This is a genomic window from Metabacillus halosaccharovorans (assembly GCF_002019635.1).
GTDB lineage: Bacteria > Bacillota > Bacilli > Bacillales > Bacillaceae > Metabacillus > Metabacillus halosaccharovorans.
The window spans coordinates 576,136-599,071 of sequence record NZ_KV917372.1; the positions used below are offsets into that span (position 1 = coordinate 576,136).

The 22,936-nt window shown below is 35.1% G+C and carries 23 protein-coding genes; 2 read left to right on the top strand and 21 right to left on the bottom strand.

Features of this window, described 5'->3' with window-relative positions; genetic code table 11:
* Positions 1-108 precede the first annotated feature (108 nt).
* The 6 genes from BK577_RS17090 to BK577_RS17115 form a co-directional block, all read right to left on the bottom strand.
* Positions 109-813: an SAM-dependent methyltransferase gene (locus tag BK577_RS17090; RefSeq protein WP_078434067.1), complete on the bottom strand. Its 705-nt coding sequence runs from the start codon at positions 811-813 to the stop codon at positions 109-111.
* 127 nt (positions 814-940) lie between these two features.
* Positions 941-1,636, bottom strand: a complete 696-nt coding sequence (locus BK577_RS17095; protein ID WP_078434068.1) for a GNAT family N-acetyltransferase — start codon at positions 1,634-1,636, stop codon at positions 941-943.
* A 74-nt stretch (positions 1,637-1,710) separates the two neighbouring features.
* Positions 1,711-2,538: a squalene/phytoene synthase family protein gene (locus BK577_RS17100; protein ID WP_078434069.1), complete on the bottom strand. Its 828-nt coding sequence runs from the start codon at positions 2,536-2,538 to the stop codon at positions 1,711-1,713.
* Between the two features lie 654 nt (positions 2,539-3,192).
* Entirely contained in the window at positions 3,193-5,247 is a 2,055-nt protein-coding gene (locus BK577_RS17105) for a catalase (RefSeq protein WP_078434070.1), read from the bottom strand.
* A 194-nt stretch (positions 5,248-5,441) separates the two neighbouring features.
* Positions 5,442-6,242, bottom strand: coding sequence for a GNAT family N-acetyltransferase (locus BK577_RS17110; protein WP_078435301.1), 801 nt, complete (start codon positions 6,240-6,242; stop codon positions 5,442-5,444).
* A 59-nt stretch (positions 6,243-6,301) separates the two neighbouring features.
* Positions 6,302-6,913, bottom strand: coding sequence for a DUF3267 domain-containing protein (locus BK577_RS17115; RefSeq protein WP_078434071.1), 612 nt, complete (start codon positions 6,911-6,913; stop codon positions 6,302-6,304).
* A 226-nt stretch (positions 6,914-7,139) separates the two neighbouring features.
* Between BK577_RS17115 and BK577_RS17120 the strand changes: the two genes are divergently transcribed.
* A complete protein-coding gene (locus BK577_RS17120) occupies positions 7,140-7,583 on the top strand; it encodes an NlpC/P60 family protein (RefSeq protein WP_078434072.1) in 444 nt (147 codons plus the stop codon).
* 91 nt (positions 7,584-7,674) lie between these two features.
* On the opposite strand, the gene BK577_RS17125 is transcribed toward BK577_RS17120, so the two are convergent.
* From BK577_RS17125 to BK577_RS17195, 15 genes are all read right to left on the bottom strand, one after another.
* On the bottom strand, positions 7,675-7,932 hold the full coding sequence (locus tag BK577_RS17125) for a hypothetical protein (protein ID WP_078434073.1): 258 nt from the start codon (positions 7,930-7,932) through the stop codon (positions 7,675-7,677).
* A 94-nt stretch (positions 7,933-8,026) separates the two neighbouring features.
* Positions 8,027-8,695 carry an HAD family hydrolase gene (locus BK577_RS17130; protein WP_078434074.1) on the bottom strand — a complete coding sequence of 223 codons (669 nt, stop codon included), beginning with the start codon at positions 8,693-8,695 and terminating at the stop codon, positions 8,027-8,029.
* A 113-nt stretch (positions 8,696-8,808) separates the two neighbouring features.
* On the bottom strand, positions 8,809-9,453 hold the full coding sequence (locus tag BK577_RS17135; protein ID WP_078434075.1) for a lysozyme inhibitor LprI family protein: 645 nt from the start codon (positions 9,451-9,453) through the stop codon (positions 8,809-8,811).
* A 453-nt stretch (positions 9,454-9,906) separates the two neighbouring features.
* Positions 9,907-10,617, bottom strand: a complete 711-nt coding sequence (locus BK577_RS17145) for a class I SAM-dependent methyltransferase (protein ID WP_078434077.1) — start codon at positions 10,615-10,617, stop codon at positions 9,907-9,909.
* Positions 10,618-10,650: 33 nt separating this feature from the next.
* Positions 10,651-11,010, bottom strand: a complete 360-nt coding sequence (locus tag BK577_RS17150) for an HIT family protein (RefSeq protein WP_078434078.1) — start codon at positions 11,008-11,010, stop codon at positions 10,651-10,653.
* A gap of 271 nt (positions 11,011-11,281) precedes the next feature.
* On the bottom strand, positions 11,282-12,250 hold the full coding sequence (locus BK577_RS17155) for a S8 family peptidase (RefSeq protein ID WP_078434079.1): 969 nt from the start codon (positions 12,248-12,250) through the stop codon (positions 11,282-11,284).
* A gap of 143 nt (positions 12,251-12,393) precedes the next feature.
* Positions 12,394-12,525, bottom strand: a complete 132-nt coding sequence (locus BK577_RS26635; protein WP_264195905.1) for a hypothetical protein — start codon at positions 12,523-12,525, stop codon at positions 12,394-12,396.
* A 372-nt stretch (positions 12,526-12,897) separates the two neighbouring features.
* On the bottom strand, positions 12,898-13,659 hold the full coding sequence (locus BK577_RS17160) for an ABC transporter ATP-binding protein (protein ID WP_078434080.1): 762 nt from the start codon (positions 13,657-13,659) through the stop codon (positions 12,898-12,900).
* The gene (locus tag BK577_RS17165) at positions 13,656-14,456 is read right to left on the bottom strand and encodes an ABC transporter ATP-binding protein (RefSeq protein ID WP_078434081.1); all 801 of its coding nucleotides are present in this window, start codon (positions 14,454-14,456) and stop codon (positions 13,656-13,658) included. Before BK577_RS17165 ends, BK577_RS17160 begins: the two co-directional genes overlap by 4 nt.
* Complete coding sequence (nikC, locus tag BK577_RS17170; protein ID WP_078434082.1) at positions 14,457-15,302, bottom strand: nickel transporter permease; 846 nt, start codon at positions 15,300-15,302, stop codon at positions 14,457-14,459.
* A complete protein-coding gene (gene nikB, locus BK577_RS17175) occupies positions 15,302-16,246 on the bottom strand; it encodes a nickel ABC transporter permease (protein ID WP_078434083.1) in 945 nt (314 codons plus the stop codon). Before nikB ends, nikC begins: the two co-directional genes overlap by 1 nt.
* Before the next feature lies 1 nt (position 16,247).
* On the bottom strand, positions 16,248-17,807 hold the full coding sequence (gene nikA / locus BK577_RS17180) for a nickel ABC transporter substrate-binding protein (protein WP_245823537.1): 1,560 nt from the start codon (positions 17,805-17,807) through the stop codon (positions 16,248-16,250).
* A 386-nt stretch (positions 17,808-18,193) separates the two neighbouring features.
* Positions 18,194-18,985 carry a phytanoyl-CoA dioxygenase family protein gene (locus BK577_RS17185; RefSeq protein ID WP_078434084.1) on the bottom strand — a complete coding sequence of 264 codons (792 nt, stop codon included), beginning with the start codon at positions 18,983-18,985 and terminating at the stop codon, positions 18,194-18,196.
* Between the two features lie 981 nt (positions 18,986-19,966).
* Positions 19,967-21,166 carry a GTP-binding protein gene (locus BK577_RS17190; RefSeq protein ID WP_078434085.1) on the bottom strand — a complete coding sequence of 400 codons (1,200 nt, stop codon included), beginning with the start codon at positions 21,164-21,166 and terminating at the stop codon, positions 19,967-19,969.
* Between the two features lie 186 nt (positions 21,167-21,352).
* Entirely contained in the window at positions 21,353-22,192 is an 840-nt protein-coding gene (locus tag BK577_RS17195) for an MBL fold metallo-hydrolase (RefSeq protein WP_078434086.1), read from the bottom strand.
* A 166-nt stretch (positions 22,193-22,358) separates the two neighbouring features.
* Between BK577_RS17195 and dcd the strand changes: the two genes are divergently transcribed.
* Positions 22,359-22,931 carry a dCTP deaminase gene (dcd, locus tag BK577_RS17200; protein ID WP_078434087.1) on the top strand — a complete coding sequence of 191 codons (573 nt, stop codon included), beginning with the start codon at positions 22,359-22,361 and terminating at the stop codon, positions 22,929-22,931.
* Positions 22,932-22,936: the final 5 nt, after the last annotated feature.

Genomic DNA, 22,936 nt, shown 5'->3' on the forward strand with positions numbered 1-22,936 from the left:
CTCCATACATACCTCTGATGTAAGAATGCAACTAATAATAGACCGTTGTTCTTTCCTCAAGTAAGGTGCTTAAAAAGGGACACCGCTTCTACGTTGCCCCATTTAGTACTAACCTTTGTGTATTCTTAACATTGAGTTAGCGTTTAACTGAAATTCATAAGGAACTTTAACTTCTTCAACTTTAAAACCATTACTCTCCAAATAACTAGTTACTTTTTCTAAATGTTCATATCTTTTTCCTTCTAAATCTACTAATGGAAAAATTCGAACCTCCTCTTTCGTCACCCTTACCAATTCATTTATTGAATCTATATGAAATTGGTAATCTAATCGATCTCCATACATAAATAGAAAATGGGCAGACAGAAGTATATCAAACTCTTCATTCCCAAAGGGTAAAGTTGGCAGTGTAGCGGGAATGTATTTTTTGTCGGAATCTTTCATATCCTTGGAACATTCTTGCAGAGCATTTAAACGATGATTCCTTAGCCCGTCAATATCCTTGAAATAATCCCATTTAAAATTCTTTTGGGCTTTATGCATATGTTCCATAGCATGGTCAATATCCTGAATACCTTTTCTTCTTAGGTCTTCAGTAGAATGAAAGTAGGCAATGTCACAGGCTGTTACATCTAAACCTGATCTGTTACCTACTGCTGTAAATGAACAAGCCCCAGCTGGACAATCAAGTATTTTCTTTCCTTTCAAATCTTCAACTTTAAGCAGGAACATATTCAAGTATTCTTCATATGTTCTCCCAATAAAAATAATTCTCTCTAGATCTAACTTTGTACTCTGCTCAACTTCGCTCATCTAACCTCACCTCATCTATAAGATTACAAACATTTTATCATAATTAAATGGTAACTTTAACCTTTTTTTAGTGAGTTTCCAATAATAAAAAACGCATGACTTTTAAAATATTGTCATGCGTTTTTTATTAAAACAGGTATTCCAATTTTTCAATTTTCATCTTCTTAAGGCAATGATTAAGGACATTTTTATCAATTTCATTCACTAGTGAGTATTTCTCTTTATAAATTGCATAAATAATTTCTGTTACTTCTTCCTTACTTAGTTTAGTTTTGTGTAAATTCTTAATAAAAAGATTAAGTGGTATTTCTTCCACCTCATCATGAAGTGCTGGTTGTAAATAGTTGATTTCGTCGTATATATCATAGTTATTTCTTAAAAAAAATCTATTTCTTTTAATGCAATCTTCCCTTTCTTTCTGGGTATGTACCATTTCTTGTGTTTCGGTTTCCAAGATAATAGCTCCGAGTGATGAGTTACCCGCTGAAATGGCATCTTTCTTAAGTAACTCTTCTATTTTCAATAGTGTTTTCGTACCTAACCCGTTACTTCGCACATGTGGGTTCGTTACAATGTATACAATGAATCCTGTATTCACATTAGCAAAATAGTGCCCTGTTGCAAATGATACCAGTTGATCACCATCTAACCCCATCAGGAAATGAAAATGATTGGGCTTATTTAATTTTGTCAATTGCAAACTTCTGAGAAAAACCTCTTGTGGTTCTCTCACTTCAATTGGAAATGCTTGATCATATAATTTCATAGCTGTTTCAAAGTAAAATAAATGATTCTCTGTCATTTCGATCCATTTTATTGCCATGATATATCCATCTCGTTTCATCTATTTCATGCTGGGAATTCAACTTGCTCTTTAAACGTTTAGACAAGTTACAATTACAAGTCAGCCTGTACCTCTTGTACCGTCTCTTCTACTTCAATTCGACTGATTTTTTCACGACCGTCTTTTATTGCTTTCAATGTTTTATGAGCGATTGCTAGAGGTAAACGGCAGAACAATAGTATGGGCCTTTTATTGATACTCTTCATATATTCATTTGCCATGTTTAAATTTTCATTGGCATATGCCATTAACTCAATCTGACTCCAACCATTTGGAAGAAATCTTACCCCTCGCTGATCCAAATCTTCATCCTGGTTGCGCAAAATATTAACTGCCTGTAATCCCCGTCCATATCCAATGGCTAAATTCCGATCTGTTTCAATTCCGTCATGCCATTTCCAAAGATCTGATAACATAACCCCTACAAGACCAGCAACATAATATGTATAGTCATCTAAATCTTCTCTTGTTTGGATTTTCCAATTAGCCTTTGCCCATTTCGCCATCCCTGCAGCCATTTCGCTTGTTGCTTCTTGTATATTCTTTTTCGCCCCGTCTGGAGCTAGCAATAGCCAATCTGCTAGACGCAATGTCACTTCTGGTAGTACTTCAGCATATGGGCCGACTAAAGCACTATATTTTTGATGACTAAAATTATCTTCAAGTAATAACTGGCTAATCTCTGAAAGTAAATAAGCTTTCACATCATTAGGCATTTCTTCGTGGTCTTCAATTTCATCAATAGCACGCATTGCTAAGTAAGCCACTGCTACTGCATCTTTCAATTCTTTCTTTAAAAACATAATCGGTATGTAAAATGTTCGACTTGTTACCTTTAGTACTTCCATTGCCTCTTTAATCAATACCTTTTGTTCATTCATCAATAATCCTCCGTTTAGGTCTGAAATTGGTGCATTCCTTACACAAGCATTTGTCTAGATGGTAGAAGGTGACGAAAAAAATGAACACCATAATTATCATAAGAATGTATATACTAACGAGTATATCTTTGGTAATATTTTGAAATATAATCCTACACATCTGATGTGGACTTTCCAATTACATTTCATTTGATTTTCAGAAAAAATATACCATTTTAATAACCAATTTCCTCGACTATCTACTATTTCATCATACTAATTATTTCAAATAAATGAAACGAACTCAAATATTTTCTTTAATAAATAAACGAAACTTTTAAGTTTCCAATTTTGTAATTAGATCGTTTAGTTTTTGATGTGCGTATTCCACTTAAGAAGAATTCGTTTTGCTCACATTATTTGAATAAAACAAGACTGTCATACAATTAATAACATGCTATGATTATTAAATCAGTGTGTAGAGATATTGGTCAAATAATATGTTCAAAAATATATGCCGCAAGATACATCTGCCATCTGAAATATTCATTTCGGAGGGTTCAACTATGTATAAGGAAGATAGACTTCCTCAAAATTAGAAGGAAGATAAAAATTAGAGTGACATAAAATAGAGAAACCCAAGATTAATTGGATTCCTCTATCTAAAGATGATTATTATTTAGCAACATCACGGTTCCAGTGACGATGACTAGAAATAGCTTGTACAAGGTCCTGAGCAAATTTATTCATATTTTCATCTTCAAGTATTACTCCCGGATTGTCTCCCATCACACCCTTTGGTAGCCAGCTAATGCCTTCACTTGACGCCCCGATGGCTTTGAAATGAGAGAATGCTTCATTAATAAAATAGGCAGCTTGTTCTTTGAATTTTTGACTTACATCTTTTCCACCAGCAGCATAAATAGCATCAAACAGCACTGAATCGCTAGTTAAGAATGTATGATCAACAATTAGTTCTGTGCCATCAATCCCTTTCTGAATTCCAAGTTTATCACTGATCACTTCAACTATAATTCCTTCTGCTTTTAAAGCATGACAAACCTTTACTACATCTTCCCCATTAAAATTAGAGCCGATAATGACTCCAACTTTGCGAGTATTCGGCAATATTTTTGTATTTAACTGACTTAAAGCAGGAGAGGTTTTTGTTATGTTTGATCCACCCTCTTTAGGTGGTGTAGCACCAATTGATAATGCAACGACAGAGGCTAACTCTACATTAACATTCGCAAACATATCAACTACCTGCTGCTGAACAGATTTGCTTTTCACTTTTCCCAGCTCAAAGGAAAACGCATCAATAATATGTTCTTTCTCAGGTTCGCTCATGCTGTTCCAAAACATTGTAGCTTGTGAGAAATGATCTTTAAAACTATTACTTCTACTTTGAACCTTGCGCCCCTCTACTTTTTCCTGATAATGCACATAACCTCCTTCCTCTTTACTTGCAGGATCCGGAGTATTCGCTGCTAGAGAATTTTTATGATAGCTTACCTGTCCAACGTTAATGGTTTGACGTCCGTAGCCATCCCGTTGATTATTATGAAATGGACAAACTGGACGGTTTATTGGCAGCTCATGAAAATTCGGCCCTCCAAGACGAAGTAATTGTGTATCTGTATAGGAAAATAATCGCCCTTGCAGCAATGGATCATTTGTAAAATCAATACCTGGTACGACATGACCTGGATGAAATGCTACTTGCTCCGTTTCTGCAAACACATTATCTACATTCCGATTTAATGTCATCTTTCCAATGATTTTGACTGGTATATCTTCTTCAGGCCAAATTTTTGTTGGATCAAGTACATCAAAATCGAATGTAAATTCATCTTCTTCAGCAATTAACTGTACACCTAGTTCATACACCGGATAATTTCCGGCTTCTATTGAATCCCACAAATCTCTGCGATGAAAATCAGGGTCTTTACCGGCAATTTTTTGTGCTTCATCCCACACTAGTGAATGAACACCTAAAACAGGCTTCCAGTGAAACTTTACAAAATGTGCTTTCCCTTCATCATTCACAAACCTAAATGTATGGACACCAAACCCTTCCATCATTCTAAAACTTCGCGGAATGGCACGATCTGATAAATGCCACATGATCATATGGGCTGATTCTTGATTATTTGCTACAAAATCCCAGAATGTATCATGAGCACTTGCTGCTTGAGGAATCTCATTATGGGGTTCCGGCTTGACGGCATGGATTAGGTCCGGAAACTTAATGGCATCTTGAATGAAAAAGACGGGTATGTTATTTCCAACTAGATCATAATTTCCTTCTTCCGTATAAAACTTTGTCGCAAATCCACGAACATCTCTTACTGTTTCAGCTGAACCACGTGACCCCGCTACTGTAGAAAACCGTACAAAAACTGGTGTCTTTACAGCTGGATCTTGTAAGAACTTCGCTTTTGTATACTTTTTCATTGATTCGTATATTTCAAACTCTCCATGTGCTGCAAATCCACGAGCATGAACAATCCGCTCAGGAATCCGTTCATGATCAAAGTGAGTCATTTTTTCACGAAAATGAAAGTCCTCCATTAATGTTGGTCCGCGTTCACCAGCTTTTAAAGAAAACTCATCTTCTGACACTTTAAGTCCTTGATTTGTTGTTAGTTTTTTTTCTTCATCCCTAACTCGGAACTGTTCCAATTGTTCATTTTTATTGTTCTCATTCTTTTTTCCGTTGCTATTCATAGAAACGCTCCTCCCATATGTTCGTTATATGTAAAAAACATTACATTACTTCGTACCCTCATATGAGTAGGAGCAAACGGGACTTTTGGAAAATCTCTATTTAATTATTCATAGTATCGTTTCTTTATAGTAATATATTAAAGTGCTAGTCATTTCTCTTAGTGGTTCAACTTATAAACATATTGTTTAGAGTGTTATTTAGATTCATAGCGAATCATTGTCCAAAATCCAATATCGCTAAAGCCCAATCTCTTGTATATTTTTCCTGCAGCAGGATTATCGTAAAATAAACAAAGTGATTTCCCCTCCGATAATAATTCATTGCAAAGCTTTTCCATACATTTTGTCGCATATCCCCTACGTTCATAGCCTGGTCTTGTCCCTACACCAACGATCATCGCAGATTGAGAGTTTTCCGCTGTCGAAGACGCTGAGGCCACCATTATTCCTTGTTCATTTCTGACAATATACGTTCTCCCTGTTTTATATGTTTCAGCACGTTCTCTTGCTTCAACACTAAAAGTACCTGTACTAAATTCAGGTATTGACCGTAACATCTCCACATTTTCTTCATAATTTAAAGGCTGTAATTTATCTACTTGTTTCATTTCAACTTCAGAAACCTCATAACTTAAACTTGTGCATTTAGCATAATATGTTTCACTATGTTTTCTAACCTTTCTATTTATTAATCGATGAAGAGGCTCAACTACATGCTTTAAACCACTTATTTCTATTTGATCATGGTTATTGTTAATAATTTCTGCAAAGCCTTTTATATCATAATTTTGTTCACTAAAAGGGATATAATTTTTGTCGTAACGTAATAAAACAGCAATCAATCTTTCGCTTTGAAATTGTCCCCAAATCTCTTGAATATCAGAATCATATCCAAATGCTTCAATATCACCTATAATAAATAAATTTTCTGCCGGCTTATGACCAATTAGCTCCATTACTACTTCATGGTCTTCTTTATTTAACTTACGAATCATTTTACTTCCCCCAATTTTTTGCCATTCTCTTGATAAAATTTCAAATTTACACTTTTTGTTCATTGTACCTGTTTCCAATAAGTATATGGTCCGTTACTTTTTAGAGTTGCATTTTTTGGTATCTGTTTAATGATCAATAGGAGATTAAGCATATCAACAGATGATGCCAATGAGTTTAGTAGAATTAAAAACTTCAATATTGGTGTTAACAATCCAAACACACTTAATAATAATGGTAGAATGACTGAAATAATGATGAAAGGAGCAATTGTAATGAGAATATATCTTGATTTTGATATCTCTTCTTCTGTTATCACAAAACCACCAAACATCGTTATCCCTACAAATGTTTTGTCTGATTTATTAAATTTCGGAATAAAAATCAAATGCAGCAACTCGTGAAGCACTAAAAGTAAAAATAGCCATAAAATAATACTTAAATTAATTGTTAATGATATTGAATCGGATGTCAGTCCAAAATCGCTCAAAGAAATATTGGAAAAAACATTTATTACTCCAATAGCGATAATTGCATTGACTATCATTAAAGGGACAGATAACAAAATTGAGCTAATTAGATTCTTTGGTTCTTTTATAGGTATCCACCCGTTACTAATCAGGTCCAAATGTAAACTTTCTTTACTTTTTGGAAACTTATTAAGTATCTTCATTAAACTCCCCCTTTAAGTATCTTCCAAACCACTTATCCATTTTAACATAAATATCCAATTTCCTTGAAGAAGTTATTCTAGAAAATAGCTCAAAAATATCCCTTTATAATGACAGATACTTGATAGTGAAGATCAAAATTTAGTTAAGAATTTCCTATCTTGGCAGGATTAAAATTCTTTTTGTTGAATACATTTGCATTATAGATGAATAAAGAGGAGACAAAAAATGGATAAAAATTATGATAAATATATTAACAATGCAATTGATTGGGCTAAAGGTCATTTGAATTCTAGAGAATATTGTTATATTTGCCTGGCTTTTGTAGAGGATGCATTAGAGAGAAGTAATAACATTGAAATCTTTGGTGGAGATACTGCAAAAGAATCTGCTGACTTATATGAAGCTAATATGCATACTAGTATGCCTCCTAAGGGAACCTTTGTTTTTTATGATTGCTTAGGAGTAATTAATGGTGAGAGAAAAAATTGGGGCCATGTAGGCTTGTCTATAGGTAATGGAGAGATTATACATGCTTGGGATAAGGTGAAAATTAATAACTACCTTGATGTAGAAAAATTAACTACTGCTCCAGGTTGGGAAAAACCAAAGTTCATTGGATGGGTAGCACTTGAGCGTATTATGGTTGGATATCAAAGCAAAATTTATTAATGAAAAAGCGAATGTGTAAAAATGTACTTGAACAAACATGAACGTTTAACAAGACAATATAGAAGCTTGGACTATTAAATTAAAATATATGTTAGGACACCAACTTTTTATAGACTAAAATAATGCATCCACAAATAAACGTTACTGCAATAAACGTTATTATGTATAGAAAAGGAGAACTACTCTTTCCAAAGGAAACTTCATTCTGAAGTGTATCAACCCTATCCCACGCACCCGCTATATCTGGTTTGTAATTCCTTGTTTTTATATAACCGACTACCATCATAGTAACCATATAGGCGACATGAATGACAACTGAACACATAATTGCTTGAATGACTGTTTTCATTTTAGATTCCCCTTTCTCAAATATTTCAATTTTTTCTTACTACTTAGATTATTCCTCAATAAAACTATGTATCAATTAGCTATAAAGTTTCAACTTAATATTCACTTAAATTTTTTATGATTAATACTAGTTCAGCCAAATCATTTACTGTGAAATCTGCTTTAACATTTTCCCATTGAACATCTTTTTTCCAAATTCCTTTCATACCAACATTTTGAGCAGCTTTAACATCATTTTTAGGATGGTCCCCCAAAAATATGCTTTGTTCAGGTGATGCATTAAGTTGCTCTAAGGCTCTAATAAATATTTTTGGGTCAGGTTTCTTTAATCCTTCCAATTCCGATACCAAAATCACTTCAAAATAATTCTCAATTCCTAACGCTTTAATATTATCCATTTGAAATTGTCCATATCCATTTGTTATGATACCTAATTTAAGATTGCTGCTCTTTAATTCTTCCAACATTTGAATTAAGTTATCAAATGGGACACAGTAATCTTTAAATTCATTGATATAATCTTGAAGCAAGCCTTCCCATGTTATTCCTGATATTTGGAATTCTTGAGATAATTGTTGATATACTTTGTCTTTCCAAACATACCCACGATTGTCGAGTTCTATAAATCTTGAAATGTATGTCTCTTTTGGAATATGATTTAGGCATTTATTTAAACGCTGGTACTGATTATGTATGAATCTTTTTATTGACTCATCTCGATTTAACAAAGTTCCATCTAGATCAAACAAGACGGCCTTAATCATTTAACCAACTCCCTTATTTAATAATTCTTTTTAAATCCTAAAGAGTAGTCAAATATGAAAAGCACGTTAAAAAATTAAAACGCACCTATCAAGATAAATTATTTAAGTTTATATTACTTCATATATTTAGCAACCAACTCATAGCATCTTTCTCTTGTAAGAGTTGCTTGTGTTGCTACATATTCTAATGATTCTGTCGATCCACCTTCATATTTTAGTGAAGCTACTTTTGCGGCTTCATCTCTGTGTGTTACCCAGTCCCTTTGTTGTTTTCTTATCTCTCCCATTTGACCTGTGTCAAGCTGATCTTTTAACACTCCATAGATTTCGTTCAATTCCTTATCCCACTTTTTATATCTTTCCACCTCTTGTTCTTCCATCTCAACCATTGTTGTTTTAGCTTCTGTGTATCGGTCTGATTCTTCCATTTCATTTAGTTTCTTGAGATATACATCCTTTTTACTTTCCATCACTTCATTGCTGGTATTATCGGATTTCAATGGCTCACCATCTTCATTACTTGTAGATGCCTTTTTTGACATACCTCCTTGTTCTTCTAGCTGATTTTTGCCGTTTTTCTCATCAAAGGAATTTTCAGTTTTCCTTTCATCTTTATTTGTTAAATCGCTGTCAGCATTAAGAGCGGAGTTATTATTCGAAGATTTAGCATTTGATTCAACAGATGACTCTCCACATGCAGTCAATAAACCCAATCCAACTGTAATAGATACTATTAAATATATACGACTACTAATCATTTAAATTCTCCTTGTATACAATAATTAATTCATAAATATTAACGGTGGATATCCAGCCTCCCCTAAAAAATATGTAACTAGTGTAAACATTAACATAAGGAACCCTGTTAAAATTATAGGCAATGATGACAATTTATTTGTATGATATTTTAATATTAATACTCCTACCATAAGGCTTGTTGAACTTAGGAATAAACACAAGATAGCACCTATTGCATTATTCATTTTAGATAAAATCGCACTAAAATACAAAATTAGGAACGTGGATTGTAGGATTATTCCTATTGTAAATAAACTTCTCACCATGACATCCTCACCACCCATAAGTCAATAATTCATCCCTTAACCTTAATAACTATTGTTTCAAATTTCCTGACGCTGCTCAACTGTTTAATCCAAAGATAACTAAAAAAGCACTAACCTTATATAAGGAAAGCGCCCGATTATAGTTTTTTAGTGTTTCTTAATAGCCTTTATAATCAAAAAATTAGGTTGTTTTATTAGCCGCTCATAACTCTCGGGATTTAGTGATTTGAACTCTATTGTAGGCTTAGGTTCGACTATTCCTTCAATCGAAAAATAATCCAGTGTTTTATTTATTATTTCATTCAATGGCCTTCGGTAAAAAGGAACATCTATTAATTTCCCTTGCCTTTCCCACTGGTCAACAATTAGCTCTTTAGAAAAATACTCTTGATTTTTGGAGAATTTAATATCCATAAATGGATGGTGTATGGAAAATTGTAATATTCCTCCTGGTTTGATCATCCTTTGAAATTCACTAAAGGTTTTATCCCAATCTTTAATATAGTGAATGACAAGTGAACTGATTATGTAATCAAAAGATTCATTTTCAAAGGGTAATTCTTTTTCTAAGTCTAAATTTAAAACTTTCGCTCTGTTTCCAACACGCCGTTGAGTGGCTGCTACCATTTCCTTACTTATGTCTGTGGCAGTTACTTCTGCACCAAGTTCTAGTAACTTGGCTGTATACCAACCTGCAGCACAGCCTGCATCTAACACTTTCATGTTTGTTAAATTTTTTGGGAGAAGATTTACCATTGCAGGTCTTTCGTAATGAGCATTAAATGCATTTTTTGTATCAACATTATGTTCATAATCGCTTGCAAGCTGGTCGTAAGCTGCTTTTACGCTTATTTCCATATCTATCCCTCTTCTCTATATCTATCAAATTTTTCAACACCAAGTCCCATCTTTATACTTTATACGGTTTCCATAATGCACATGCCAATGTAGATGCTTATTACTCTGATACTCTCCGATATTAGTCGATACCGTACAAGCGCCATATTGATCATTTACTTGCTTTGACACGATTTGAATAACTTGAAATAAATCTTCAACGATACTTCTCTCATTAATATTAAAGTCTACTAAAGATGTGATGTGTTTTTTAGGGATTACAACGATATGTACATCATAAAAAGGACGGGTATGATAAAAGGCTAAAGTTTGATCGGTCTCTAAAACTTTTTCCACAGTCGTCTTACCGCTTAACACCTTGTCACAATAAAAATCTTCAACACCATTCGCCATATAAACCAACTCCCATTTTTTCTTTCTACTATGATATACGGTGAATTTGTTCTTTCTCCTTCGTATTTAAAGATATATATGCATATTATTTCATTAATTATTGTTACATTTTTAAATTACAGGTTAGAAGTAAGATACTTGAGACCCTAGTTCTCTATTATACAATATTAGACATTCAAGCTCTCTTGACCAGCCCTAATGAAAAGAGCACAGGCTACTGCGCTCTTTTTATAATTTCCTTATCTTATTATAACTTACACAATGTGTTTCTTTACTCGTTAGCTGCTGTTTGTACTGTTTCGGTCTTGGAATCAACACCTAAACCCAAATCCAGCAATCCGTTCCCCTGGTGGCGCCTACTGTAATTTAATGAGATGGTTCTTTTAATTAGTTGAGCGTACACTTCAGCTTCAGTAAGAGAACGGTCAAATTCTTTTTCACATTGTTCAATAATAAGAGCAACAGCTCCTGATACATGTGGGGTCGCCATAGATGTTCCAGATAAGACGGCAAATTCGTTATTGAGATATGTTGAAATAATTTCTTCACCAGGTGCAACAAGATCGATCACCTTATTGGTATTGCTGAATGTTGAAATCTCCTTCTGTAAATTAACCGATCCTACTTGTATAACTTCAGGATATGCTCCCGGATAGGCAAACTCATCTGTTTCATGATTTCCATCCCCTTCATTACCGGCAGCACATACGACAAGAATTTCTTGGCTAATTGCTTCTTGAATTGCCTTATGAAGATCTGGATGATCATCTTTTCCTCCTAATGACATCGAGATTACTCTCACACGCTCACCATTTGGTCCTCGCCATTTTGTTGCATATCGAATGCCCTCTGTCACCCATTTTGTTTCTCCATAACCTTGACCTGAGAGCACCTTCAAAACAAGAAGTTTTGCTTTAGGTGCAACACCTACTACACCTTTATCATTTTCTTCAGCACAAATCGTCCCACATACATGGGTACCATGCCCATTATAATCTTTTATGTTTTTTGGATCTCCCATATCATCTGTTGTAAAATTATACACATCAATAATTTGATTTTGAAGCTCGAAATGACTGGAATCACATCCTGTATCAAGAACAGCAATAACATTTCCATTACCAAAATAACCTTGCTCCCATGAATTAGGTGCACCGACTAATTTAATACCTGGTGGAATAATTTTTGTATCTTTTAATACAGTTTGAATAGTAAAAGGAATTAATCCAACTTTACTCATTGTGATTCCTCCTTTATTAAAAGTGACATAATTCCATATATCCTTATTATCCAATAAAACTTCTGATAATTTTATTTTTTTCGCACCTTTTGTTATAATTTGTATTATAATTTACTTGTAAGCACTGTTTATTGACGTCTTCCTTATAGGAGGCGTCTTTTCTTTTTTGACTTTCTTTTTAAATCATCTATGTTTTTTAACCCAATTGTGATGGAAGAGAAAAGTGTGGCAGCAGCAACTAACAATTTGACAAGAAGCTCTAACCACTCCAACACGAATACCACCTCCTTTTTACACAAATAGCCCTACACAGTAACAGGATGACTGGTAAGGCTGGTTTTCTAAATGAAGAAGACTCTCACTTGGAAATAAGGATATTTATGGAATATATGTCAATTTTAATTGTATCATGACCAAGCTTATTTAGCATTACTATTATGAATTTTCATACAATTATACTGTATACTTGATATGAAATCCCTTACTTAATACCTACAACCACTAATTAAGTATATTTCTTTATAATTAAAATACATATAATTTGCTTGGAGAGAATTTCCTAGTACCAATTAATTTACGTTTATGACATTAAAGCAACCCGTAACAAAAACAACGAATCCCTTCTAGTGATTACCAAATCTTCCAAATTAAAAAATAGACACCAGCTCTTTTGTATAGGGATGACGATCATCACTAAATAGATGCTCTTGATTAAATTGATCCACAATCTCGCCTGAATTCATGACTATTATCCGTTGACTCATCTGGCTAACTGCCGCAAGATCATGAGAAATAAATAAATAAGAGAGATTTAATGTTTCACGAAGTTCAGTGAGTAAAGTTAAGATAGCCTTTTGTGAGATAACATCAAGACTTGCAGTCGGCTCATCTAATACAATGAGTTCTGGTTCTATACTTATAGCACGGGCAATCGTTACACGCTGCTTTTGTCCTCCACTTAATTCATGAGGATATCGATTAGCCAATTCTGATGGCAATCCAACCGCATCAAGAAGCTGTGAAACAAACTGCTCCTTAGAGGTATAGAAGAAATGATTTAGATTCAGCGAATGGTGGTATTGTTCATAAGGGTCAATCAGTGAATCCTTTATTTTTAGTTTAGGATTTAAAGCAGCTGAAGGATTTTGAAACACAATTTGGATTTTATTTCGATAAGGATGCAGTCGACGTTCGTCCAATTTCTCAATCGCTTCACCATGAAATAAAATGGATCCGCTATCTATTTTTTCTACCCGTAATAAGCAACGTGCCAGCGTACTTTTTCCACATCCGCTTTCTCCAACAAGTCCGAGACATTCACCCTTATTTAAGTGAAATGAAACATTCTTCAGTGCTTCCTTTCCTGATTTAAATGTCTTTTTTACCTCTTTAATCTTAAGCAGACTCATACATGCTCCACCTCCTCTAATCCTGATCGCAGACCACTACCTAAAATAGGTGCAGCAGAGATAAGCTGCTTTGTATAAGGGTGACCTGGATGATCAAGGATACGATGCTTATGCCCTTTTTCAACAATTTGTCCATCCTTCATGATGGCAAGTCGGTCAGCATACCGCCTCACATGACGCCAATCATGGGTGATAAATAAAATCGTACAACCTGTTTCTTTTTGCCTCTTTGCCAACAGCTCCAGGATTCTATGACCTGAAACACTATCAAGTGCAGTTGTCATTTCGTCAGCTATGATTAAGTCTGGTGATAACAAAAGAGCGATTGCAATGGAAACCCTTTGCAACTGGCCTCCACTCAATTGAAATGGATAACGTTTGTATAATGTTTCATCTAACCCGACAGATTCCAGAGCGTCAATGGAATGTTGTTTTCTTTCTATTTTATCCTTTATGCCATGTGTTTTCTGGTACTCGTCAAGATGCTGGCCAATTGTTCGAAAAGGGGTGAATGAGCCCTGATAATCCTGGAAAATATACGATACTTTACGTCCACGAATGTTTCTCATGTCTTTTTGTGTGTAGGTCAGCAGATCCTCACCTCTAAAAAGAATTCTTCCGGTTACCTTTAAATTCGGCGACAGCATTTGCCCGATTGCCTGAGAAAGTAAGCTTTTACCGCTACCACTTTGGCCAACAAGCGCAAACCATTCCCCTTCTTTAATCGAAAGAGATACAGTATCTACAATATTCTTTTCTTTACTCGCAATTGATAGTTGTTCAATCGATAATATCACTTACCGCACCTCTTTCTTCACATCAAAAATATCTCGCAAATAATCTCCGAGCATATTCGTTAACAGCACAACAAGTACAATAGCCAAACCAGGATAGACCATTAACTCAGGTCTTGATTGAAAATAAGAACGAGAATCGTTTAACATCGCACCCCACTCAGGAGTTGGCGGCTGTACACCAAGTCCAATATAAGAAAACGCAGAAATAAGCAAAATAATCTTTCCTAAATCAAGGCTGGCCAGAACCAAAACATGACCAACTATATGAGGAAACAAATGCTTGCGCATAATTTTCCATGAGGAAAGTCCATTGATTTTTGCGATTAAAATATATTCCTTTTGAGATTCTGATAATACTGTACTTCTTACTAACCGAGCATAACTAACCCATTTAACAAATACAATCGCAAGGACCAGATTACCAATTCCCGGGCCCATAAGACCGCTTAATACAATTGCGACAATTGTATCAGGAAATGATAGAAATCCATCAGCAATACGCATAAAAATCTTATCAACTAACCCACGTTTATAACCGGAAATAAGACCAAAAGGGACACCAATAATGAGAGCAGCAACTAGTGCCAGTAAACTATATCCAATGGTCTGCTGTCCACCCAGCAATAATCTTGTCAATACATCCCGGCCAAGTTGATCCGTACCAAACGGATGCAGAAGACTCATTCCTAGAAGCCGTCCATCCAGATTGGTCAAAAATGGATCATGCTTTAAGTATAAGAAAGTATAGATTGTAACCCACAGAAACATGATAATGGCCAAAAGGAGCACAATCATTTTCCAACTGGATTGTTTACCTTTCAGTACCTGTAACGACATTGCTTTCATCAGTTGGTCTCCATTTCTTTTAGCTTCAATTCAGGATTTAGATAGCGATACGATAAATCTACACATGTATTCACAACAAAAACGATCATTGCCATAATTAAAATATATCCTTGGATAATCGGATAATCTCGTTGACGAATGGCATCGATCACCAGCTTCCCAATTCCCGGATACGCGAATAATACCTCAATAACGACTACCCCGCCGATTAGACTTCCTAAACTAACCCCAAACACTGTAATTACAGGTGGGAGACTATGGCGAAAAGCATGCAGCACAAAAATACGTCTTTCTGACAATCCACGTGCTCTCGCTGATCGAACAAATTCCTGACTTAATGAATCTAGTAAACTTGAACGTAGTAAACGAACATAAACACTTGAAATAGCTAATCCAAGTGTAAACGAAGGTAAAATTATCGACGAGAATCCGTCCCGTCCCATTGTTGGGAACAAGCTAAATCGTACACCAAATAGATCAATTAAAATTAAACCTAACCAAAAACTTGGTACAGCAGCACCAAGTATTGATAATGTACGACTTACTTGATCAATCCAGCTATTGAGATAAAGAGCAGAGAGCGAGCCTAGTGGAATCGCCACTGCCAGCATGACAAATAACGAACCTAACGATAATTCGATTGTGGCTGGGAGACTTTGCAGAAACATTTCCATGACAGGTTGACCTGTAACATAGGATGTACCTAAATCCAACTGGATGAATTTCATTAACCAGTGTCCATATTGAGCAAGCAAGGGCTTATTAAAGCCCATATCCTCTCTCAATTCCTCTACCTGCTCCTGACTAACTGATAACTCATCGACATTTAGAATTGTTAAGACAGGATCTCCAGGAGCTAATCTTACAAATAAGAAACTAACAAATGTAAGAAATAACATAAAAAGGAGAACTTCAATGAATTTTCCTGTAATAATACGAAGCATATTACTTCACATCCAGTTTATTGGTAATCATGTAATATTCACTACGTGTGGTTACCCACTTTTCCACTTTGTTTTCGTTATAAGCAACAATTGTAGAAGGATGTAAAACAAACGAGTTAATCACATTTTCATGAACATAATCTGCTGCCTGCTCTGCAAGCACAGCACGGTCTTCTTGGTTTACTGTTTGGTTCAGCTTGTCAATAATTTCCGTTAACTCCGGCTCATGGGCACCACTAAAATTAAGTGCACCAGTTGGATGATATGTGGCATTTAAATAATAGCCCGCATCTCCACGAGGAGCTGTTAAATTACTATAGGTAGCCAAGTCCCAATCACGATTTGACGCCATATATTCTTCCGGAATATCAATCTGACGGATTTCTACATCAATTCCAATTTGTTTTGCATCAGATTGAAAGACTTGAGCAATTAAAGGTAAATCTGCTCTAGCACTATAGGTTAATAGAGTAAAAGAAAGTTCCTCTCCGTCTTTTTGCATTTTGCCATCCTCAAGTGTGTAGCCAGCTTCCTTCAAATACTTAATTGCTGCTTCTTTACCTGTTTCACTTTGTTTATATGATGGAGCAAACGGTAATGATGGAGCAAATGGACCAACCGCAGGCTCTGCATAACCTAATAAAATCGTATCCACAATCTTTTGGCGATCGATCAGTGCATCAACAGCACGGCGAACATTTACATCCTGTAAGCTTTTTCGCTCCATATTCATGGTCATCTGATGAACGCGGAATGTCTCTGTTGCTTCCACCTTCATGCCTTCTTGTTTGCTTAATGAATCTAAGCTTTCAACCTCTGGACGATACACAATATCCACTTCTCCAGACTTAAGAGCAAGAGTTCTGGCATTTGCATCCTCATTAAAGGCAAACGTAACAGAATCAAGATTCGATGGTCCGTCCCAATAATCATCATATCGTTCAAGCTTAAGATTGCTTCCCGGCTCAAATGAGGTTAAAGCGAAGGGTCCTGTCCCAATAGGATGATTTATAATGTCTTCTTCTGTAACATCTATAATAGATACATTTGGGTTTACAAGTTCAGAAATAAATTCAGGGAAAGGCTGCTTTGTTTTGATATGTAATGTATATCCATTTGCCTCAATCGTATCAATTTTCAATGCATTTTGTATCGCAACACTTTCTTTAAGGGCACGTTCAAGTGATGCCTTTACAGCATTAGCATCCATCTCTTTTCCATTGTGAAAAGTAATTCCTTCTCGAAGATTAATTGACCAATTGACTCCGTCCTCACCGCTCCAATCCTTTGCAAGCCAAGGGGCAATCGTTAAGTTTTCCTCATCTAATTTTACTAGCGTTTCTGTTATCCCTGCTCTTAGTGGGACATAACTTGTATCAACATGGGGATCAAGAGAATTTGTCGAAAAATTATATAGAAAGCTGATATGCTTACTGTCTTCTTTTTGGCTGCTATTGCTCGCGTCTGTACAAGCTGTTAAGATGCTTGCAATAATCAATAAGATACTGAGTTTCATCATAATTCCACTGTTATACTGTTTTTTACTTCTAATTAATTTCATTATTATACTCCCTTTACAACCGTAATCATTCCGTTTTAAATAATATCGTAATAATTTCGATTTATCAAGAGCTTTATATTTTAATAGAAATTTATTCAAACAACTTTAGGAAAAGCTGGTTTTCAACGATATGATTCATTCTAATGAAACTTTTCAATCAGCTAAGGTTTTAACAAGAAGCGACCTACGTCTCCAAGCCTTGTCGCTAAAAATCAAATATCGAATGAGGACTATACAATTATTAAGAATACGAAAACTGAAACAATTAGAAAGCCTCTAAGTAAACTTAGAGACTTCTTACTAACCTTTAAATTAGCCTTATAGCTTACATTAATTACTCTACCTACAAAAATTCTCCATTTATTAGCTGGTAATCTAATTTAGGATTATGATCCTATTTTTAACTTATCTACGATTTTATTAGGATCATATTCTTGAAACACAGGATTCTCTCCGCAAACCATTAAACCTTGACCCCAATCAACATGGACATTTTTCACAGGCAAATCTGAGGGATCACGATATTGAAAGAGAACATTTCTTCTAGTCCGATTACTTTTGTTACTTTGTGATCCGTGAACTGTTAAATAGTTAAAAAATAACACATCCCCCGCTTCCGCCGGACATGGTGTACCTAGTTCAATCGGATATTCCTTATGATTTAAATAATGCTGTCCCCTATGTTCAAGAGGTCCACTTTGATGGGATTTAGGTATAACATGTAAACATCCATTTTCAATGTCAGCATTGTCCAAATGTACACTAGCAGCCAACATAGTATGTTTCTCATGAGGAAAATATGGAAAGTCTTGATGCATAGGAAAGGCTGCCCCTTTTTCTGGCGGCTTTACTAACATTTTAGAGTGATGTAGTTGAACATTCGGACCGATTAGTTTTGATAAGATCTCTATCATATTCTCATGTAAAATTGCCTTGATAAAAGAAGAATCGTGGTATTCAAGATTATGAAATCCCTTTAATACAAGCTTATGAATTTCTCTTTCCGAAACAAAATCCCCTTGCCATGCATGGTTACTGTCAAGTTTTGCTTCTGCAGCTTTTTTAATAATATTGTCAACTGATTTGCGCATTTCTTCTACTTCATGACTATTAAAAACTCCTTTAACAAGCAAATAACCATTTTCATGATAATATTCAACATCATTTCTTGTTATCATTTTCTCTCCCACTTCCATCAAATAAATTTGTTTACAGCTAGTTGTAATCCCTAACGTTAAATGTCTTTCACATGGATCGATTGAGAATGCTAAAGTTTAGTCCTGATTAAGAGAATTCTCTATGTGCTTCTTCAATATGTTACATTCTAATATTTTCTTAATCTTCTTACTTAAGAACTTCATTCTGTTTTCTGATTTGCTCTTTTGATAAGCCTTTGATGTGTCACCAAAATATGCTTCTGCTTTCTATTCTAAGTTTTAGTGGACTGAAAATTTTCCGATCTATTTCTTGTAGAACCACCTCCTCCATCTCCCCAGCCAATCGTTATGAGAAACTCACAAAACTATCTTTTCTTATGTATCCTACATTCTATTGATGCTTTTTGGTGTGAATATGCATTAGACATCTTAATATAAAGATTAGCCAGTGTCTTCCACAAAATAAACCGCTTACATTCCGAGAGTTATGAACGTTTTAGTGATGTCATGTTGTTTATTATCTAATCTAACCTAATAAAAAGTCAATAATTTTCTGTGAAATTCACAAAATACCACTAAAAAACACATAAGAAACTTCATAAACCTTAAAATGGATTATCCACACCTATCCAGTTTAATTTAAACGTCATTTACATGAAATGCCTTTCTTTGCTCAACTCTATTTTTTATAATGAGTAATATGATATCTCTCCATTTCAAGATTGAAACATTTCGCACCTGGCATATATTCAATTAGCATTTTAAATAAAGATTCTCTAAAGCATTTAAAGCATTTGTTGAATGTAACTACTAATACTTTTTTTCTTGTAAGGATTAGGAAACACTTATTAGCTAATCTATTTTTTTACAATAACTCTTATGATAAAAAAAGAGACCAAATGTTTAAATATGGTCTCTTTTTTAATATAAAATAAAGATTTATATTCCAGACAATTATGAAGAATTACAGTTGACATATACCTCTTCTAATTCCAAATTTCATTAAGCTCTTTCCGGAATATCCCAATGAAACGGATCCTTAAACAATGTCCAATCTACATCAAATTCATCACTACTTAATAGACAAGCATCTAATTGTTTCGATACCTCTTTTTCATTCATATCTGTCCCAATAAAAACCAACTGAGTCATGCGATCACCAAATTCCGGATCCCATACAGCTTTAATATGAGGATTTTCATTTAAAATAAGCTCTTGCTCACCAGCTGGCATAGCGGCTACCCAATAAGCCACAGGTTCTATTCCGATAGACGGACCTGCTTGTGAGACAGAAAGAGCAAATTCATTTCTCGTTGCACACCAGGCAATTCCTTTTACCCTCACAATATTTTCAGAAAGTGAATGCATGAGTTGATAAAACCTTTCACTATGAAAAGGCAGCTTTCTTTTATAAACAAACGATGTAATGCCATACTCTTCTGTTTCCGGCTGATGCTCCTTATGGCCGATTGTCAGCTCTTTTATCCACCCTGCAGATTCACTTGCTTTCTCAAAATCAAAAAGATTTGTATGAAGAATATCTGCTGGTTGAATTTTGCCTTTGCTTGTTCTGATTATTCTTGCTTCAGGTTGAAGTTTGCGTAGCACCCTTTCTAAATGCGCCAACTCTTCTTCACTTACAAGATCACATTTATTGATAATCAGAACATCACAAAATTCAATTTGATCGAGTAATAAATCTGCGATTTCACGATCATCTGCCTCGCTTAGGGCTTCTTTTCGGTCAAGCAGACTTTCTCCCGATCTAAAATCCTGCCAAAATCGGTTCGCATCAACTACAGTGACCATTGTATCCAGCTTACAAAAACGGGTAAGATCAATCCCCAACTCCTCGTCTATGTATGAAAAGGTTTGAGCAACAGGAACTGGCTCACTAATTCCTGTAGACTCTATGACGATATAATCAATGTTCCCTTCAGACGCAAGTTTTTCAACCTCGATCAGCAAGTCTTCTCTTAAGGTACAGCAGATACAACCGTTTGACATTTCGACCAATTTTTCTTCTGTTCTTTTTAATCCCCCGCCTTGCTTGATGGTTTCTGCATCTATGTTTACTTCACTCATGTCATTCACGATGACAGCTACCTTTAAACCCTCACGATTTTGAAGGATGTGATTTAAAATCGTTGTTTTTCCCGCTCCTAGATAACCACTTAACACTGTTACAGGAATTTTTTTCATATCTAGAACCTCCTATTAATTTTTAAAATTGCTTAAGTCAATTTTTCACAAGTTATGAATATAGGTATTTATATAAGAGGAAGACAACCTAGCTTCAAATCTATTTTGATAGATCATGTAGAGACCTTTTTTTCACATCCTTTGCCGAAAACCAATGCCAGCCAATTTCTCTCTTCTCCACATAACCTAAACCTGAAATGGATAATGGCAGACAAATAGCAGGACATTCTGTCTGGATACTTCTTCTAAAAAAGAGAATCTTGTTTGCATCCCAATAACTGGAGCTACCTCTGCTGCTATGTGGGATGCAAGATGTTGAAGTGTACAGGGATCATTAAGAATATCTGAAGAAACTAACAACCTTTCTCCTTCTGACTGAATTGAGACAGTCAAATGACCATCTGTGTGACCGGGCGCATGCTGAAGGAAAATTCCGGGATAAATCTCGAAATCTGAAGAAACAAACATCAATTGGTCTTTAATGGTCTTTAACTTCCCAAATTCCATTGATAGCGGTTTGTTCATCCAGTAAGCCCATTCTTCCTCTCGTATCACATAATTAGCTTTTGGAAATACTGGAACACCTTGATGAGACACCCCACCAATATGATCAATGTGAGCATGGGTAATGATAACTGTATCAATATCCTCAGGAGATATCCCTTCATGTTGAAGGCATAGTAGTAATCTTCCTCTCGTTGGGAGATAATCTTCTCCGAATCCAGCATCCACCATTACTTTCTTCTCTCCTGTATCAATTAAAAGAAAATTAAGAGGTGCATCAAATTTATCCGGGATATGGGCAATGAGATCTGCTGGTGTATCAGCAAAAAAGAACTCTTTAGATACCGGGAATGCTCCGTCCGATAATACGGTAATTTTGAATGCTCCGAATTGAAAACTCCAGTTTTCTACTTCTTTTTTCATATAGCACCGCCTATAGAAAGAATGATGTGATGATTTTGCTACGTCTTCAAGAATCAAAACAGCCTCTATTGCAACATGATAGATGGCGCTTTGTTTCACTTTCCTCCTTCCGAGAGATATTTGTGGCAGAACAAATTTTTTTTGAAGATCTTGTTGGAATCTAAAATTAATGTTAGATTATATGTACATATTATAAATCGTAACGATTACGTTTTGCAAGAGGTAGTATTAGACTCTATCAAATTATCTACGGAGGTACTTATAAATGATTCTTTCCAATCAATCTATTAAAAGAAAATTATTAGATCAGGAGTTGAAAATTGCCCCTATTTCTAAAACACAATTTCAACCTGCTTCTGTTGACTTGCGTTTAGGCAACCACTTTTTAGCTATCGATGAAACGTCAGTACCCTATCTTTCATTAGATAAATCTTTTGATTATAGAGAGTTTTACGAAGATAAAATCCTAATTCCTCCCCATGGTTTTATCCTTGGCACTACTCTTGAGTGGATTAAGCTCCCAAACAACTTAACAGCATTTGTGGATGGAAGAAGTTCAATTGGAAGACTTGGACTTTTCATTCAAAATGCAGGCTGGGTTGATCCCGGATTTGAAGGGAACATCACACTGGAATTGTACAATGCAAATCAGGTCCCAATTGAGTTAACTTCCCGCAGAAGAATTTGCCAACTAGTCTTTGCTGAGCTTGATCAGGAGGGCCCTGCTTATTGCGGTAAATATATAGGGCAGGACAGAGCCATTCAAAGTCGAATCGATTTGGATGAAGAATGCAGAAATCAGTATCATCCTGAAAACTTATTTAAGGAGTTTGATTAAATCAA